Consider the following 15,727-nt stretch of genomic DNA (forward strand, 5'->3'; position numbering starts at 1 on the left):
CAATAAGGGAAGCGGTGCTTCCGGTAGTCCTCATACGGCTTGCTTATCAAGTATAGGGGAATGATGGACGCAGCACAATGCCCGTCCTGCCGTATTCTGCCCGCTTGATGTTCTAGGAACAGTACTAACCACAAAGGAGAATACATATGCCCAATCAAGAAGAATATAGTGAACATTTATATACAGAGGACACGCTCCTGCTTAAGGTGAAGCAGGCTATTAAAGAGAGCGGCATGCCTGAGGTGTCCATCGCACCGGGTTATGGACGAATGCTGACCATGCTGGTTGCGATGTCCCGCTCTACCCGTATTTTGGAGATTGGGGCACTCGGCGGGTATAGCGGTATCTGCCTCTGCCGCGGACTCCAAAACGGGGGGCGGCTGACCTCGCTGGAACTGAAAGCCGAATATGCGGAGCTTGCGGGACGGCACCTGGAAGAGGCCGGATTCGGTGAAGCCGTAGAATACAAGCTCGGCCCTGCGCTGGACAGTCTGAAGCTGCTGGAAGCGGAGGGACGGACCTTTGATTTCTTCTTTATTGATGCCGATAAGGAGAACTATCCGAATTATCTGGAATATGCCATCAAGCTCGCATCACCGGGTGCGGTAATCGCCGGAGATAATATTTTTCTGCGCGGACGCACTTTGAATACAGAGAAGAACGGACCTGCCGTACAGGCTATGCGCCGCTTCAATGAGATGATTGCCAGTGATGAACGGCTGACAAGTACACTGCTCCCCGCCTACGATGGCCTGGCACTGGCGATTGTCAAATAGCATGCAGCCGCTGGACTTATCAGCGGAATAATCGCGGCGCTGTGTCTTTGTACAGCTTCAGCCGTACCCATACCGTATTGACCAGCAGGAAGCCGCCGGAGATGAGGAATAATCCTTCAATGCCGATATAGCCGGACAGAAAGCCGCCGATAACTGCTCCAAGCATGTTCCCGAGAGCCAGCATGCTGCTGTTGAAACCGAAGGCCCGGCTCTCCTTGCCGTCAGGCGTATAGGAGCGGATGAGAGCGTTGACGCTCGGCAGCAGGCCGCCCATGAAGACACCCATGAGGAAACGGACGACAACCAGCTGCCAGACGGTTGTCACAAAAGCCTGCGGAATGATAAACAATGCAGCGCCGATCAGGGCGTAGGTAAGAATCCGGTGAGCGCCAACCTTATCGCTCAGCTTGCCGAGTACAGGTGATGCCAGCATGTTAGACACGCCCGTAACCGCGCTGACGACTCCTGCCCAGAAGGCAATGTCCACGGCGGTGCCATGCAGCTTCTCTACATAGAGCGGAAGCAGGGTCATCGGGGCGATCATGGCAAACTGCAGGAGAAATGTTACACCGAACAATGCAGGAAGCTGCGGGACCTTGGCCAGCTCCTTGAAGCCTGCAAAGACAGAAATCTGCGGGACCTGAGCAGCTTCGGCCCGGTCGAACTTCTCTTTCACGAGAAATAATGCCAGTAGGGATGCGGCAAATAATAAGGCGCCCACGATATAAAAGATCGGGCGGTACCCGATCCAGTCGGCCAGAGCCCCGCCGATCAGCGGACCGAGAATGGTTCCGGCCACCGAGCCGGACTGCATCAGCCCCATGGCAAAGCCCATGCGGGCTTTCGGGGTATTGCCCGAAACAAGTGCGATGGAAGCCGGATTGAATCCGGAGATCGTTCCGTTGAGCAGACGGAGCAGCAGCAGTTGCATAGGTGTCTGGGCAAAGCCCATCAGCACTATAACTATCGCCATGCCAAAGCTGGAGCGCAACAGCATGATTTTGCGTCCGTATTTGTCGGCCAGCTTGCCCCACAGCGGCTGAAACAGGAATGAGGTCATAAAGTTAGCTGCAAAAATAAGTCCGGCCCACATCCCTAGCGCATCCCCATGAACTCCCAGGTCTTTAGCCAGATACAGGGACAGGAATGGGGTAATCATGGTCATACCGGCATTAACCAGAAATTGACCGAACCAAAGCACAATGAGGTTGACTTTCCAGGTCTCCCAATTCTTCAAAGTGCTTTCACTTCCTTTCAAGGGATTCAAAGATTCACGAGCTCTCAAAAAAAGACATTCAATCAGTATATCATAGTTTCAGGGATTGTTGATGCAACACTTGTCATAGTAATGTCATGGGATTGTCATTACCTCGCGGGTTCGGCGGTTGTTCCGAACTTTTAAAAAGAGCATAATAAAGGATAAGCGTTACCACATTCTATCAACAAATGGAGATCTTATCATGACCTACAATGACACTTTTATCCGCGCCTGCAGGAAGCAAGACACGGAGCACATTCCCGTATGGTACATGCGGCAAGCTGGCCGGTATGATCCCGAATACCGTAAAATTAAAGAAAATTACTCGCTGCTCGAAATTTGCGGGCAGCCGGAGCTGGCAGCGGAGGTCACTATGATGCCTGTACGCAAGCTGGGCGTGGATGCCGCCATATTGTACTCTGATATTATGAATCCGGTAGCTTCGCTGGGGATAAAGTTCGATATCGTGAAGAACATCGGCCCCGTTATTGAGAACCCGATTCGCAGTGCTGCCGATGTAGACCGCCTGAAGCCTATTGATGTGGAAGGAGACCTCAGCCACATCCTGAAGACCATTGCCATTCTGGACAAAGAGCTGGAAGTGCCGCTGATTACTTTCGCGGGAGCACCCTTCACCATTGCCAGCTATTTGATCGAAGGCAGGCCTTCGAAGAGCTACCACCGCACCAAGGAGCTAATGTACAGCCAGCCTAAGGTATGGTTCAAGCTGATGGATAAGCTTGGCGATATGGTGATCGCTTATTTGCGTGCCCATGTAGCCAGCGGAGGCAAAGCCGTTCAGCTATTCGACAGCTGGGTAGGTGCACTCGCACCACTTGATTTCGAGCACTACGTGCTGCCGACCATTTCCCGTATTTTTGCCGGGCTTTCGGATCTTGATGTGCCGAAGATTTATTTCCCTGGTGTCAGCTCAGGAGAGCTGCTGTCAAGCCTGAGGAATCTTCAGGCGGATGTAATCGGACTCGACTGGCGCGTCAGCATTACGGAAGGCAGACAGCGCACCGGCGGCGGGTTTGCGGTTCAAGGCAATTTGGACCCTTATCTGCTGACGGCTCCGATGGATCTGCTCAAGGAACGGGCCAAGGCGATTATAGATGAAGGCATGCTTGAGCCGGGTTACATTTTTAATTTGGGGCATGGATTATTTCCCGAGGCATCTTTGGACACGCTAAAGGAATTGACGGAATATATCCACGACTATTCCCGCGAGGCGCTGAAGAAAACCCCAACCCCTCGTCTTTCATTATAATCAGATCACCTGTTGCGCCTATGATCCGCAGAAAGGGATGGAATCCATGACTACCAAAATTGGTGTACTCGTTATGTCTTACGGCACTCCTGAAAGTCTGGAAGGGGTAGAAGCCTATTATACGCATATCCGACGGGGCAATGCGCCGTCTCCGGAGCAATTGAAGGAATTGAAGGACCGCTATGAAGCTATAGTCGGCGGGGTTTTTCCGCTGCGGGAGAACACGGACCGTCAAGTGGAAGCGCTGCAAGCCGCGCTGAACAGCGGTCATACCGGTGAAGAAGTAGAATATGTCTGCTATCAGGGGCTCAAGCATGCACACCCTTTTATTGAGGACGGTGTAGAAGCGATGGTCCGGGATGGAATTACCCATGCTGTGGGCATTGTGCTCGCGCCGCATTATTCCGTCATGAGTGTAGGCACCTATATCAAACGTGCCAAGGATAAGGCGGAGGCAAGTGGAATCGAAATGGCGTTCGTGGAGAGTTATCACCTTCATCCGGAGCTGATCGATGTTCTTAGCCGCAGAGTGTCGGCCAAGCTGGACCTGTTTGAGGAAGCAGGTGCGGTGCGTGAAGAGGTGCGAGTCTTGTTCAGCGCACATAGTCTGCCTGAGCGTATTCTGTCGATGGGAGATCCCTACCGTGATCAGCTGCTGGCCACCTCCGAAGCTGTCGCCAAGCTGGCGGGAGTCAGCTCCTGGCAGTTCACCTGGCAAAGCGCCGGCCGTACAGCCGAGCCATGGCTTGGACCGGACATTCTGGTGACGCTGCATGAGCTTAGTGAGGCGCAGGTGAAATATGTGCTGGTTGCTCCGGTTGGATTTGTCTCCGACCATTTGGAGGTGCTGTATGACCTGGATATTGAAGCGCAGGCTTTGGCTTCTGAGCTGGATATGCGGCTGATGCGTATTGATTCGCTCAACAGTGACCCAGCGTATATGTCTGTGCTGAGTGATGTAGTGCGCACCAAGACCATAGGGCTGAAGGTGGGCCGATCATGACTGGCACTGCCCGTAAAGTAGTGATTATCGGCGGAGGCCTCAGCGGCCTCAGCGCCGCTTTTTATGTCCGCAAATATTACCGGGAAGCCGGGATACAGCCGGATATCGTTCTGGTCGAGAAGGAAGGGAGCCTTGGCGGCAAGATAGAAACGCTGCACCGCGAGGGTTTTGTGATTGAGAAGGGACCAGACTCTTTTCTGGCCCGCAAGACGGCTATGAGCGAGCTGGCGAAAGAATTGGGGATCGATCATGAGCTGGTAACCACGAACCCTAATGCCAAGAAGACGTACATACTGCAGCGTGGCAAGCTGCATCCCATGCCAGCCGGTCTTGTGTTGGGTATTCCCACAGAGCTCAAGCCGTTCCTGAAGAGCGGTCTCGTCACTTTTGGCGGCAAAATGAGGGCGATGATGGATTTCATCATTCCGCCGCGGCGCAGCTCTGAGGATGAATCGTTAGGTGATTTGATCGAACGGCGGCTGGGGACAGAAGTTCTGGAGAATATGACTGAGCCGCTGCTTGCCGGCATTTATGCCGGAGATATGCGCAAGATCAGCCTGCAGGCTACGTTTCCGCAATTCGGTGAAGTAGAGCAGCGGTACGGAAGCCTCATTCGCGGGATGACGACGGGACGGAAACCGGCTGAAACGCATACAGGCACCAAAAAAAGCGCTTTTCTCACCTTCCGTAAAGGTCTCCAGAGTCTCGTCCATGCCTTGATTCATGAACTGCATGATGTCGAGCAGCGGACGGGAATGGGAGTTACAGCCATAAAGGCCTTAAGCGGAACAGAGTCCTCAGTTTGGGCTTCACAGACTTCGGAAACCGTGCCTGCACCTCGTTATGAAGTAGTATTGGATAACGGGGAGCGGCTGACGGCGGATGATATCTACGTCACCGTGCAGAATTATGCTGCTGCGGAGCTGCTTCGTCCGCATGTGGATGTGTCAGCGTTGGACAATGTTAACTATGTATCGGTTGCGAATGTAGTCATGGCTTTTGCGAAGCAGGATATTGTGACTGAATATGACGGTTCCGGCTTTCTGGTTCCGCGTAAGGAAGGACGTAATATAACGGCCTGCACCTGGACCTCCACGAAATGGCTGCACACCAGCCCGGATGACCGCGTCCTTTTGCGATGCTATGTCGGCCGGTCTGGCGATGAGCAGAATGTAGACTTGCCGGATGAGGGACTGGCTGAGCTGGTGCGCAAGGACCTGCGGGAGATTATGGGTATTTCCGCCAAGCCGCTGTTTACGGAAATTACAAGGTTGAAACATTCCATGCCGCAATATCCCGTGGGACATCCGTCCAGGATTGCCGGACTGCGCAGCGAGCTCGGACAGAAGCTGCCTGGAGTGTATGCTTTTGGCGCAGGTTATGACGGCATTGGCATGCCGGATTGCATCAAGCAGGCCAAGCTGACGGCGGAGAATGCTGCCGGAAGCCTCGAAAGTCAGCCGGAGCAGGCTGCTGTAATGAGTTAATCGTAACGGTGAAGTGCACCATAAGGCGCGCTTCACCGTTTTTACTTGTCCGCTTTGGGTGAGCCTCTCTATTTGGAGGATGGGGCTGGACTTATGCTATAATAGAAACAATTTTAGGGCAAAGGAGATTACTTGCACTCATGTATCCGCCGCGTTCACGTACCCGAAAAAATAACAAGCAAAGCAGTAAGCGCCGGCGCAGAATGGTTTGGGCATGGATTAACGCAAGCCTGCTTCTAATGATCGCTGCACTGCTGACTTATGCTTTTATGGGCGATCGAGATTCAAGCGACAATCCCCCGCCGGCTGCAGCAATATTTAGTTCTCCATCACCGGAGCAGGGAGACGCAGTACCCGAGGCTACAGTATCCTCTCAGCCGACTCCGGAATCTTCACCAGAACTGGAGCCTTCATCTGAACCGGCTGTGCAGACAACTCCGGCACCTACGGACCCCGTTCCTTCGCTTGCTCCTGAAGTAAGCACGGTACCGGAAGGGACAGATGATCCCGATGGTAAGGGCTCCGATCAGAATTCCGGCAGCAGCCCAATTTCAGGCCTTCCAGAGAATGCCGGGAAGACCGTGAAGCTGAATTTTGCGGGAGATGTCATTTTCTCAGGCAAAGCGGGTGAGATCCTGCAGCAAAAAGGCTATGACTACTCTTACACCGCTCTGGATGGCATGTTCAAGAAGGATGATCTGACTGTTCTAAATCTGGAAACGCCAATCACCAGCGGAGGGGTTGGTGCCGCTAACAAGCAGTTTGTATTCAAGGGAGATCCCAAGGCATTGGATTCCTTGAAGGCTGCAGGTGTGGATGCGGTGAATCTGGCGAACAATCATACGCTTGACCAGGGTGAGGAAGGCTTGCTGGACACTATTGAACATTTGAGCAAACGCGGCATTCCGTATGTAGGGGGCGGAGTGGACGCAGCCGAGGCATACGGCGCAAAATATTTTGAGCGAAATGGCATTCGTATCGCTTTGCTTGGATTCACACGTGTAATGCCTGTGATGGAATGGAAGGCAGAGGCTGGCAAACCCGGAGTGGCTTCAGTATATGACAGTGCGGAAGCGCTGAAGGCTATCGCTGCCGCCAGGACCCAAGCAGATCTGGTCATTGTAATGGTTCATTGGGGCAAAGAACGGATGGAACAATATGATTCCGTCCAGCAGGCACTCGGGCACAGCTTCATAGATGCGGGAGCGGATCTGGTCATGGGCGGGCATCCTCATGTGCTGCAGGGGATTGAGCCCTATAAGGGCAAATGGATCGCCTACAGCGCGGGCAACTTTATTTTCACTCGTTCCCAAACCCGGGCTACCTGGGATACCGCTGTGTTTCAGGCGGAGTGCAGCGCACAAGGGCAGTGTTCGATGAAGCTCAGACCGATGAATGCGGAGCTGGCACAGCCGGTGCCGATGAATGAAGTGGACGGCCAGTTGCTGCTGCACAAAGTGGAATCCCTGTCCTCCGGACTTGTAAGGATCGGCAATGATGGAAGCGTAGTTGAGGTTGCCAAGTAGGCGCAGGCATAGACCATACTTCTGCCGGAGGTGCTAACGATGAAAAATATGTGTGTAGCCCATCGCGGATTTTCCGGAAAAGCTCCGGAGAACACCCTTGCTGCCATAAGGATGGCCATTGCACTCCCTTTTGTACGATGGATGGAGATTGATGTTCAGCTTACCAGAGATGGTGTCCCCGTAGTCATTCATGACTTCTCGCTAGACCGCACCACCAACGGACACGGCAAAGTCAAAAATATGGATTATGAACATGTCCGGCGTCTGGATGCAGGGAGCTGGAAAGGCCGTGCATTTCGCGGAGAACGCGTTCCTTCACTGGAAGAGGTGCTGCAGCTTGCCTCCGGCAGGTTGCGATTGAACATTGAGCTGAAGACTAGCGGTGACATGTATCCCGGGCTGGAAAAAGCTGTGATTGATCTTGTCAACACTCACGGCATGCGTGATGAGGTAGTTCTAACCTCGTTCGATGCCGGCTCGCTGCAGCGGATCAAGGAACTGGACCCGCGTTTCCGCACAGGATTGATCTATGATGCCAGATCCGGTGACCCGGCGAGGAAGCTGAAGGAGCTGGACTGCTCCTTTCTGTCCATCAGCTTTGACCGGCTGAATCCGGGTCTGGCGAAGCTGCTTGCCGAGCGCGGGGTACGGGTGATGGCCTGGACGGTGAATAAGGCAAAAGAAATGCGCCGTCTGGCTGCGATGCATTCCGATATCATGATCTGTACGAATCGTCCCGACATTTGGGGCGATACCTTTCTGGAAATATAGCTTAAGCTTATAATTGACGGGAAAGAGAGCTGAAGAATGAATGTGCGCTGATGTTAACAATATCTACTGTGTTGGGCGAAACTACAAGCAACATGCGGAGGAGCTGGGCAACAAGGTGCCGGTGGAGCCATTGATCTTTCTGAAGCCTTCTCATGCAGCGGTTCCCCTCGACAAGGCTATGATTCAGCTTCCGAAGGATGCCGGACTGATTCATTACGAAGGTGAGATTGTTCTGCGGATTGCTAGGGACTATGTACCTGGCATGAGCGTGCAGGAGCTGGTGGATGTTATGGCCCTGGGGCTGGATTTTACCCTGCGCGATGTGCACAACGATCTGCAAAAGAAGGGGCTGCCCTGGACGCCCGCCAAAGGCTTCAAGAATGCGGCGCCGTTGACTCCCTATATTGCGTTTCCGGAAACGGATGAGCTGGAAGCGACGGATTACACCGTTCGCAAGAATGGTGTGGAGGTGCAGCGCGGGAACGTCAAGAACATGATTTTTTCACTGCAAAAAATTGTAGAGTTCATTGCCGCCCGTTATGGTTTGGGCAAAGATGATATTATATTTACCGGTACTCCGGCAGGTGTCGGCCCTGTGGCTTCAGGCGATTCGTTCGAATTGTTTTGGGGCGACCGCTTATTGGGCACCTGTCTCATCGGTTAGCATATGCTAACGGGACTTGAAGTGCTGCAATGGGTGATCGGCTTCTGCGGCGCCTTGCTGGTGGCTGGGGCGGCTTATTATAAGCAATCGCTCAGCTTTTCCGGGATGCTGGCTGCGGTTGCGATGGGAACGATCTACTTTGGGGCAGGGAATGCCTTTTGGTTTGGGATTTTGCTGCTGTTTTTTATCTCTTCCAGCCTGCTCTCGAAGCTTCACCATGAGAATAAGGCAGAACTGGAAGCCACCTATGACAAAACAGGACGCCGGGACGCCGGCCAGGTATTCGCCAACGGCGGGCTTGGCATGCTGCTGGTGCTCTTGAACGCCATATTTCCCCTGGAGCTCTGGGGATATCTGTTCATTGGCGTCATGGCGACCGTGACGTCCGACACTTGGGCGACGGAGATTGGCACCCTCGCCAAGAAGCCGCCCCGCTCTGTGCTGACGGGGCGTATTCTGCCGCCCGGCACCTCGGGTGGTGTCTCGCTGCCGGGCACCCTGGCTGCCGCTGCAGGCGGCGCCATGATCGGCGCTGCCTCGTGGCTGCTGAGGGCAGCCTCCGGCATGCCTGAGCACTCCGTCCTGCTGCTTACGCTGGCAGGACTTCTAGGGGGGCTCGTCGGCGCGTTCGCCGACTCGTTCCTGGGGGCAACGGTGCAGCGCATGAACCGCTGCACCGTATGCGGCCGCGAGGTGGAAGCCTCGCGGCATTGCGGTCAGCCCACGGTATACGCCCGCGGCTGGCGCTGGATGGACAACGATGCAGTCAATGCCGTCAGCTCCATTCTGGGCGGTCTTACCGCCTTGCTGGTCGGCGGGCTATGATGCGAAGCGGCAGATTTTTGTGCTTTTCATATTAGTTATAAACCTATATTCGCAATATTGAAGGAGGTGAACCGGTGAGCAGCGCGTCCATTCACAAACATACAGCCATTCTGGATGCCGCTTACGAGCTCTTCGGTTCAGGCGGCTTCTACGAAACGAAGATGTCGGAAGTGGCAGAACGTGCAGGGATTGCTAAGGGCACGGTGTATTTATATTTCAAAAATAAAGAGGATTTGTTCATGGCGGTCACCCGGCGGGACTGTGAAGGTTTTCTTCAGCAATTGGAAGGCAAGCTGCGGGCCAGCGGCAGTCTGACCGGGAAGCTGTCTGTCATTGCAGCGCATCATTTATTTTACTATTACGAGCGCAAGCAGCACACGAAGCTTTTTTTTCGGGCGCCGAATAACAATCCTGAGCTGGTAGCCTACATGGCGCTTTTTATGGACGAGTATATGCAGGCTGTAGTGAAGGTGCTGCTGGAAGGCGGGGCGTCCGAGCCGGAGCTGATGGCGAAGTCGTACATCGGCATGCTGGACCGGCTGAAAATGGATATTCTGTTTGACCCCTCTTTCTCGGAAGAGGACGTGCACAAACGGACGAAGTTTGCAGCCAGCCTCTTCATCGGCGGTGCCGTCGCCAACATGAATGCTTCACTTGGAGATTTACCGGCAGGACAATAAGGAATACAGATCCGGTTTAAAATATAAGGCAAGCGAGGACAGAGCATGAATATTATGACCGTGGAACATCTTTCCAAGAGCTATGGGGAAAAAACACTGTTCCGGGATGCATCGTTTGGAATGGATGACAGGGATAAGATTGGCGTTATCGGTGTGAATGGTACAGGGAAATCTACTTTTTTGAAGATCATCGCGGGTCTGGATACGGCTGATGACGGACAAATTTCCATAGGAAATTCGGTGCGGGTGCAGTACCTGGCACAGAATCCTCCGTATGAGCCGGACAATACCGTGTTGCAGCAGGTTTTTGCCGGGGATGAGCCAGAGCTCGCTACCATGCGGGAGTATATGGAGACTTTGTCTCTTCTGGATAAAAGCCCGGGCGATTCTGTCCTGGAGAGCCGGCTGGTACAGATCGGACAGGCCATAGACGCCGCCGGGGCGTGGCAGCTGGAGAGTGAAGCCAAAACCGTGCTGACAAAGCTTGGCATCACGCAGTTTGATGCGCGCATGGAGACGCTGTCCGGTGGTCAGCGCAAGCGGGTTGCTCTTGCAGCAGCCCTGATTACACCTTCTGAGCTGCTGATCCTGGATGAGCCTACGAACCATATCGATACAGACTCGGTAGCCTGGCTGGAGCAATATCTTCAGAAGCGGCGCGGCGCGCTGCTGATGGTAACCCATGACCGCTACTTCCTTGAGCGGGTAGCGAGTGTCATGCTGGAGCTGGATAGCGGACAGCTGTACCGTTATGAAGCGAATTATTCGCGCTTCCTGGAGCTGAAGGCTGAGCGCGAGGAGCGTGAGGCATCCATGGAACAGAAGCGCAAGAATCTGCTGCGTACCGAGCTGGCCTGGATCCGCCGGGGTGCTAAGGCCCGTTCGACCAAGCAGAAAGCCCGAATTGACCGTTATGAGAAACTGAAGGATAGCCAAGGCGTAGCTTCAACGGGCGCACTGGACATTTCCGTGGCTTCGACCCGTCTGGGCCGCAAAATCATTGAGATCAAGGATCTTACCAAATCAATGGATGGACGGACACTGATTAAGGATCTGACCTATATCGCGGTGCCGCAGGACCGGGTGGGCATTGTGGGTCCGAACGGTAGCGGCAAATCAACCCTGCTGAATCTGATTGCCGGCAAACTTCAGCCGGACAGCGGAGAGGTGCAGCTGGGGGCAACCGTCAAGCTGGGGTATTTCACCCAGGAACATCAGGATATGGATGACACCATGCGGGCCATAGAGTATGTAAAAGAAGAAGCGGAGATCATCCGTACAGCGGACGGGAGTGTAATTACAGCCGGACAGATGCTGGAACGGTTCCTGTTCCCGCCGGCTATGCAGTGGACGCCCATTTCCAAGCTCTCCGGAGGAGAGAAGAGACGTCTGTATCTACTGCGCGTCCTGATGGGAGCGCCCAATGTACTGCTGCTGGACGAGCCGACCAACGATCTGGACATCGGCACACTTGCCGTGCTGGAGGATTATTTGGATGAATTCCCGGGCGTAGTGTTTACCGTATCCCATGACCGGTTTTTTCTGGACCGTACGGTGGATAAGCTGATTGCTTTTGAACAGGGAAGCATTCGTCTGCATGTAGGGGACTACAGTGAATACGAGGAATGGATGGCGAAGAATGTCCCGGCTGGTACAGCAGAAGAGAGTTCAGGCAAGCGCGGCTCCGCACCGGAACAAGGACAGGCAACACCAACTGCATCTCCTTCCAGAGAAAAGCTGAAATTCACCTTCAAGGAACAGCGTGAATATGAGGGGATTGACGGGGCCATTGAGCAGGCGGAGCAGCTTCTGGCGGACATCAGCGTACAGATGGAAGCAGCCTTTGCAGATTCCGGTAAGCTTCAGGAGCTGGTGGAGAAGCAGCGGCAGGCAGAAGCTGAGCTGGAGCGCCTGATGGAGCGCTGGACGTATCTGAATGAGCTGGCAGAGAAGATTGCTGGTAAAGCTTAGGACTCGGGTATCCGTTAATCTGTGGATACCAAGCGACATTTTTACGTCATCCCAGAGATGGCTACCTTGCTTTTATGCTTGATGACTCACCAATTTGTGACACTAGCACAGCAATCAGAGCTCCTGCCCTGGTTGCTGTGTTTTCGTATAGCGTGCGGCTTTACCGCGCAAAGAGGAGGCAGAAGAGATTGACTTATTCGATTGAAACCGCGGTGGCCCTTCGCACCGCCGGCAAGGCTGAAGAGGCAAGAGAACTGCTCCTTGCCCTGCTGTGCGGGGATGAAGAGAATGCTGAGCTGCATTATCAGCTGGCCTGGACACATGATGTGCTGGGCCTCGAACGGGAGGCCATCCCTTACTACGAGCGCAGTCTGTCACTGGGCCTGCCCACCGAGCAGCGCATGGGTGCACTTCTGGGACTTGGCAGCACCTATCGAACACTGGGGGAATATACCCTGTCCAAGGAAGTGCTTGAGCAGGGGCTGCACGAGTTTCCGCAGCAGAAGGAATTTGCGGTTTTTCTGGCCATGACGCTGCACAATCTGGGCGGTCACAGCGAAGCGATGAAGCTGCTGCTTACATTGCTTGCGGAGACTTCTGTCAACGAAGGAATCAGCAGCTACCGCCATGCTATCCTGTACTATTCGGACAAAATAGATCAAGTTTGGGAATAAGCATTCAGAAATCCAAGCAGGCAGGTTTCCGTGATTTGGAAACCTGCCTGCTAACTATAAAAAAGCGGGCGCCAGCACCAGCCGGTAGACACCTGGCTGTGTAAAAACGTCCGCCTATACGAGCCAACAGAAGACTTCCTGTTGGCTATTGATGATGTTAATCCGTCATTTCAGCCAGTGGGTCCTGCCCGGCAGGCTAGCTGCCGCCTGCCACGGCAATCATCTGTACGACCGGGCGCGAGTCGCCGGTCAGCACAGCCTCTTCGGCGTTCATCTGCGAGGAACCGTCGCCGTCGAGGAAGATCCCTTCCCGCTCTTCGCCGGGGACGGTCTCCAGAATGGCTGTACGGAATGCCTCTGCCGTACAGCGCGATGGCGTGACGATCAGCCATAGCTTCCCGTCCCCATCGTAGACCAGCCCCGAGCGCATCCGCTGCTCGTCAGCATAGGGCAGATGCTCTGTGGCTGCCGTGGCCTGCCACAGATCTTCATGCTGCAGGTTCATGCTGATCCCGCCCTGCGCCCAATAATGCCCACGGTCCGTGACGGACAGGTCATCTCCCGAGGAGACGACCTGAACCGACATCGTCCCGCTCGCCCCGTCCCATACCAGCGTTCCACGCGGATATTTGGCGTTGAACCAGCCCGAGCCATACGCCCCTTGAACGCCGTTCACCGGGTGGTCATTCAGGATCGCCACCGACAGCAGGTCGCTGCCGTAGAAGAAGCCGCCGTTAATCCCGTAGGCGGCAATCGGGCGCAGCGGCGTACCTGCGCTGCGCAGCACGATGTCAGCAGGTGCCACTGACATCATATGCAGCTGCACCTTGCTGGAGCTGTCCGCCTGCAGGTAGCTGTATTTGTGAGGGAGGCCATGAAAGGCCTCCCTCGGTTGCGGCTTCGTCAGCATCACGATAGCCGCCACAGCAGCAACAGCCGCCGTCAGGAGAACGGCGGCTGTGAGCCATGGCCTGCGCTGTGAAGCCCGCTGCAGGCCAGCAAGTGCGGCCTCAGTTTGCGCCCACATATGCCGCTAGCAGCTTGGCTGTGTTCAGCACAGCCTGCTTGTGAGTGCGCTCCATGGAGTGGGAGGCATGTACGCCCGGTCCGATCAGCGCAGCTCGGATATTGTTCCCGCCTCGCAGGGCGGCGGAAGCATCGGAGCCGTACTGCGGGTAGATATCGACTGCGAACGGAATCGCCAGACCATTCGCCAGTTCGATCAGCCGGCCGGTCATGGCATAATCATACGGTCCGGAGGAATCCTTGGCGCAGATGGAGACATCGGTCTCCTTGCAGCTTAGATCATCACCCATGGCACCCATATCGACCGCGATCATCTCGCTGATCTCTCCAGGAATCCAGGCAGCACCGTGACCAACCTCTTCGTAATTGGAGATCAGCAGAGAGAGGTTATGCAGCGGTTTCCAGCCTTCGCGTTTGATGCTCTCCAGCAGCCCGAGCAGAGCGGCTACACTGGCTTTGTCATCCAGATGGCGTGATTTGATATAGCCGCTGGGTGTGATAACCGCCCGCGCATCGAAGGAGATGAAGTCACCAACGGCAATGCCGAGCTTCAGGACATCGTCTTTGGTGGAGACCAGCTCGTCGATCCGGATCTCCATATTTTCCTCTGAGCGCTTGAAGTCACGCGCATCTGCGTAGACATGGACTGAAGGATGGCTGCTCAGAATTGTGCCGGTATAGGTTAATCCGGTGCGGGTGTGAATGATGCAATATTCATTTTCGATGCTGTTCATAGTAAATCCGCCGACAGAAGTTAGACGCAGCGTACCGTTCGGTTTGATTGAGCGCACCATGGCTCCAAGCGTGTCCACATGGGCGCTGATACCGATGGTGCGTGCAGGATCAAGTCCGGGAACGGTCAGAATGACTCCGCCTTTTTCGTTCCAGCTCAAAGGTACACCCAATGCTGCCGTTTCCTCAGCCACAAGGTTCATGGCCGCAGTCGTGAAGCCGCTGGGGCTGGGAGTATCGAGCAATTTTTTGAGAATGGTTAGAATGTACTCTTCATTAGGTTGTATGGTAAGCAAGGTAAATGTCCTCCTGTTCTTTATAAGCGATGTAATCAGCACATGCTAATTTGGGTTATGGTCATTTATATAACTTTTCTATTAAACTGTGGATCTACATTCTATATAGATTGAACTTGGAAAGTTGATGAAGGGGACTTCAGCCTTAGCCGGAAAAAGGTTCACTAATCCAACCCATTCAGCTTAAGAAGTATCCTATGTGGGAAAAAGTATCGCTAATTCAGCTGAAAGCGGCCGGATGGGATGATGATGCATGAAGCCAGGGCTTCAACCAATTTAGTTATACTTATTCCAAATAGCTTCTGTTCCTTAAGAGACTCATTGCGTTCTTCAAACTTGTGTGTCCTCAGTTCAACACATATATTAGATTCTCTTACGGGCTATCTCTTATAGCTGGGACGTGCTGTTAGAGGACAAGCTGTCCTGATTTACTGGCACCGCATCCAGGGAATTCCCTGCATCACGGAGCTTGTTTAGTTCTGCCGTAAGGCCTTTGATCTGCTTCTGCAGCTTGTATTGGCGAAAAATGCCGTAAGAGCCGACAATCACCCCGCCGATCAGCGCACAACCAAGGATGACCAGGATCAGTGGAATGTTGACAACATCAAAATAGAAATTAACCTGAACCGGGTCCACATTAATGACTGCGAACACGGCGGTGAGCAAGGCGAAAATCAGGCCTAAGATAAGTGACCATTGTAACCTCATGTAACTTCCTCCTCTATACATAAATGACAAGATAAATCCCCTGCCCGCAGAGGGCAAGGG

At 53.9% G+C, this 15,727-nt stretch carries 16 protein-coding genes; 12 read left to right on the forward strand and 4 right to left on the reverse strand.

The features are described 5' to 3' along the window. Positions 1-146 precede the first annotated feature (146 nt). On the forward strand, positions 147-776 hold the full coding sequence (locus A3844_RS27280) for an O-methyltransferase (protein WP_074109091.1): 630 nt from the start codon (positions 147-149) through the stop codon (positions 774-776). Positions 777-795: 19 nt separating this feature from the next. Here A3844_RS27280 and A3844_RS27285 read toward each other — a convergent pair whose 3' ends face one another. Then, positions 796-2,013 carry an MFS transporter gene (locus A3844_RS27285; protein ID WP_074109092.1) on the reverse strand — a complete coding sequence of 406 codons (1,218 nt, stop codon included), beginning with the start codon at positions 2,011-2,013 and terminating at the stop codon, positions 796-798. A 223-nt stretch (positions 2,014-2,236) separates the two neighbouring features. Between A3844_RS27285 and hemE the strand changes: the two genes are divergently transcribed. The 10 genes from hemE (at position 2,237) to A3844_RS27335 (ending at position 12,905) form a co-directional block, all read left to right on the forward strand. Further along, positions 2,237-3,304, forward strand: coding sequence for a uroporphyrinogen decarboxylase (hemE, locus tag A3844_RS27290; protein ID WP_074109093.1), 1,068 nt, complete (start codon positions 2,237-2,239; stop codon positions 3,302-3,304). 46 nt (positions 3,305-3,350) lie between these two features. Further along, complete coding sequence (gene hemH, locus A3844_RS27295) at positions 3,351-4,307, forward strand: ferrochelatase (protein ID WP_074109094.1); 957 nt, start codon at positions 3,351-3,353, stop codon at positions 4,305-4,307. Next, positions 4,304-5,794 (forward strand): protoporphyrinogen oxidase, encoded by a 1,491-nt coding sequence (gene hemG / locus A3844_RS27300; protein WP_074109095.1) that lies wholly within the window; start codon positions 4,304-4,306, stop codon positions 5,792-5,794. The genes hemH and hemG overlap by 4 nt, the downstream gene beginning before the upstream one ends. Before the next feature lie 140 nt (positions 5,795-5,934). Beyond that, positions 5,935-7,320 (forward strand): CapA family protein, encoded by a 1,386-nt coding sequence (locus tag A3844_RS27305; RefSeq protein ID WP_074109096.1) that lies wholly within the window; start codon positions 5,935-5,937, stop codon positions 7,318-7,320. Between the two features lie 39 nt (positions 7,321-7,359). Then, positions 7,360-8,091: a glycerophosphodiester phosphodiesterase gene (locus tag A3844_RS27310; RefSeq protein ID WP_074109097.1), complete on the forward strand. Its 732-nt coding sequence runs from the start codon at positions 7,360-7,362 to the stop codon at positions 8,089-8,091. 40 nt (positions 8,092-8,131) lie between these two features. Continuing rightward, positions 8,132-8,755: a fumarylacetoacetate hydrolase family protein gene (locus A3844_RS27315; RefSeq protein ID WP_074109098.1), complete on the forward strand. Its 624-nt coding sequence runs from the start codon at positions 8,132-8,134 to the stop codon at positions 8,753-8,755. 24 nt (positions 8,756-8,779) lie between these two features. Beyond that, positions 8,780-9,580: a DUF92 domain-containing protein gene (locus tag A3844_RS27320; protein WP_074109144.1), complete on the forward strand. Its 801-nt coding sequence runs from the start codon at positions 8,780-8,782 to the stop codon at positions 9,578-9,580. Between the two features lie 74 nt (positions 9,581-9,654). Next, positions 9,655-10,260 carry a TetR/AcrR family transcriptional regulator gene (locus tag A3844_RS27325; RefSeq protein ID WP_074109099.1) on the forward strand — a complete coding sequence of 202 codons (606 nt, stop codon included), beginning with the start codon at positions 9,655-9,657 and terminating at the stop codon, positions 10,258-10,260. Positions 10,261-10,305: 45 nt separating this feature from the next. Next, positions 10,306-12,231, forward strand: a complete 1,926-nt coding sequence (locus A3844_RS27330) for an ABC-F family ATP-binding cassette domain-containing protein (RefSeq protein WP_074109100.1) — start codon at positions 10,306-10,308, stop codon at positions 12,229-12,231. Between the two features lie 188 nt (positions 12,232-12,419). Further along, entirely contained in the window at positions 12,420-12,905 is a 486-nt protein-coding gene (locus A3844_RS27335; protein WP_074101020.1) for a tetratricopeptide repeat protein, read from the forward strand. A 196-nt stretch (positions 12,906-13,101) separates the two neighbouring features. On the opposite strand, the gene A3844_RS27340 is transcribed toward A3844_RS27335, so the two are convergent. Further along, positions 13,102-13,719: a hypothetical protein gene (locus tag A3844_RS27340; protein WP_244169869.1), complete on the reverse strand. Its 618-nt coding sequence runs from the start codon at positions 13,717-13,719 to the stop codon at positions 13,102-13,104. On the opposite strand from A3844_RS27340, the gene A3844_RS33595 reads away from it, so the two are divergent. Then, positions 13,720-13,887: a hypothetical protein gene (locus A3844_RS33595; RefSeq protein ID WP_244169870.1), complete on the forward strand. Its 168-nt coding sequence runs from the start codon at positions 13,720-13,722 to the stop codon at positions 13,885-13,887. A gap of 28 nt (positions 13,888-13,915) precedes the next feature. On the opposite strand, the gene A3844_RS27345 is transcribed toward A3844_RS33595, so the two are convergent. Together A3844_RS27345 and A3844_RS27350 are read right to left on the reverse strand one after the other, a co-directional pair. Continuing rightward, positions 13,916-14,959 (reverse strand): M42 family metallopeptidase, encoded by a 1,044-nt coding sequence (locus A3844_RS27345; protein WP_074109101.1) that lies wholly within the window; start codon positions 14,957-14,959, stop codon positions 13,916-13,918. A 387-nt stretch (positions 14,960-15,346) separates the two neighbouring features. Continuing rightward, positions 15,347-15,667 carry a LapA family protein gene (locus tag A3844_RS27350; RefSeq protein ID WP_074086090.1) on the reverse strand — a complete coding sequence of 107 codons (321 nt, stop codon included), beginning with the start codon at positions 15,665-15,667 and terminating at the stop codon, positions 15,347-15,349. Positions 15,668-15,727 lie beyond the last annotated feature (60 nt).

The organism is Paenibacillus helianthi (assembly GCF_001909055.1).
GTDB classification, from domain to species: domain Bacteria; phylum Bacillota; class Bacilli; order Paenibacillales; family Paenibacillaceae; genus Paenibacillus_AQ; species Paenibacillus_AQ helianthi.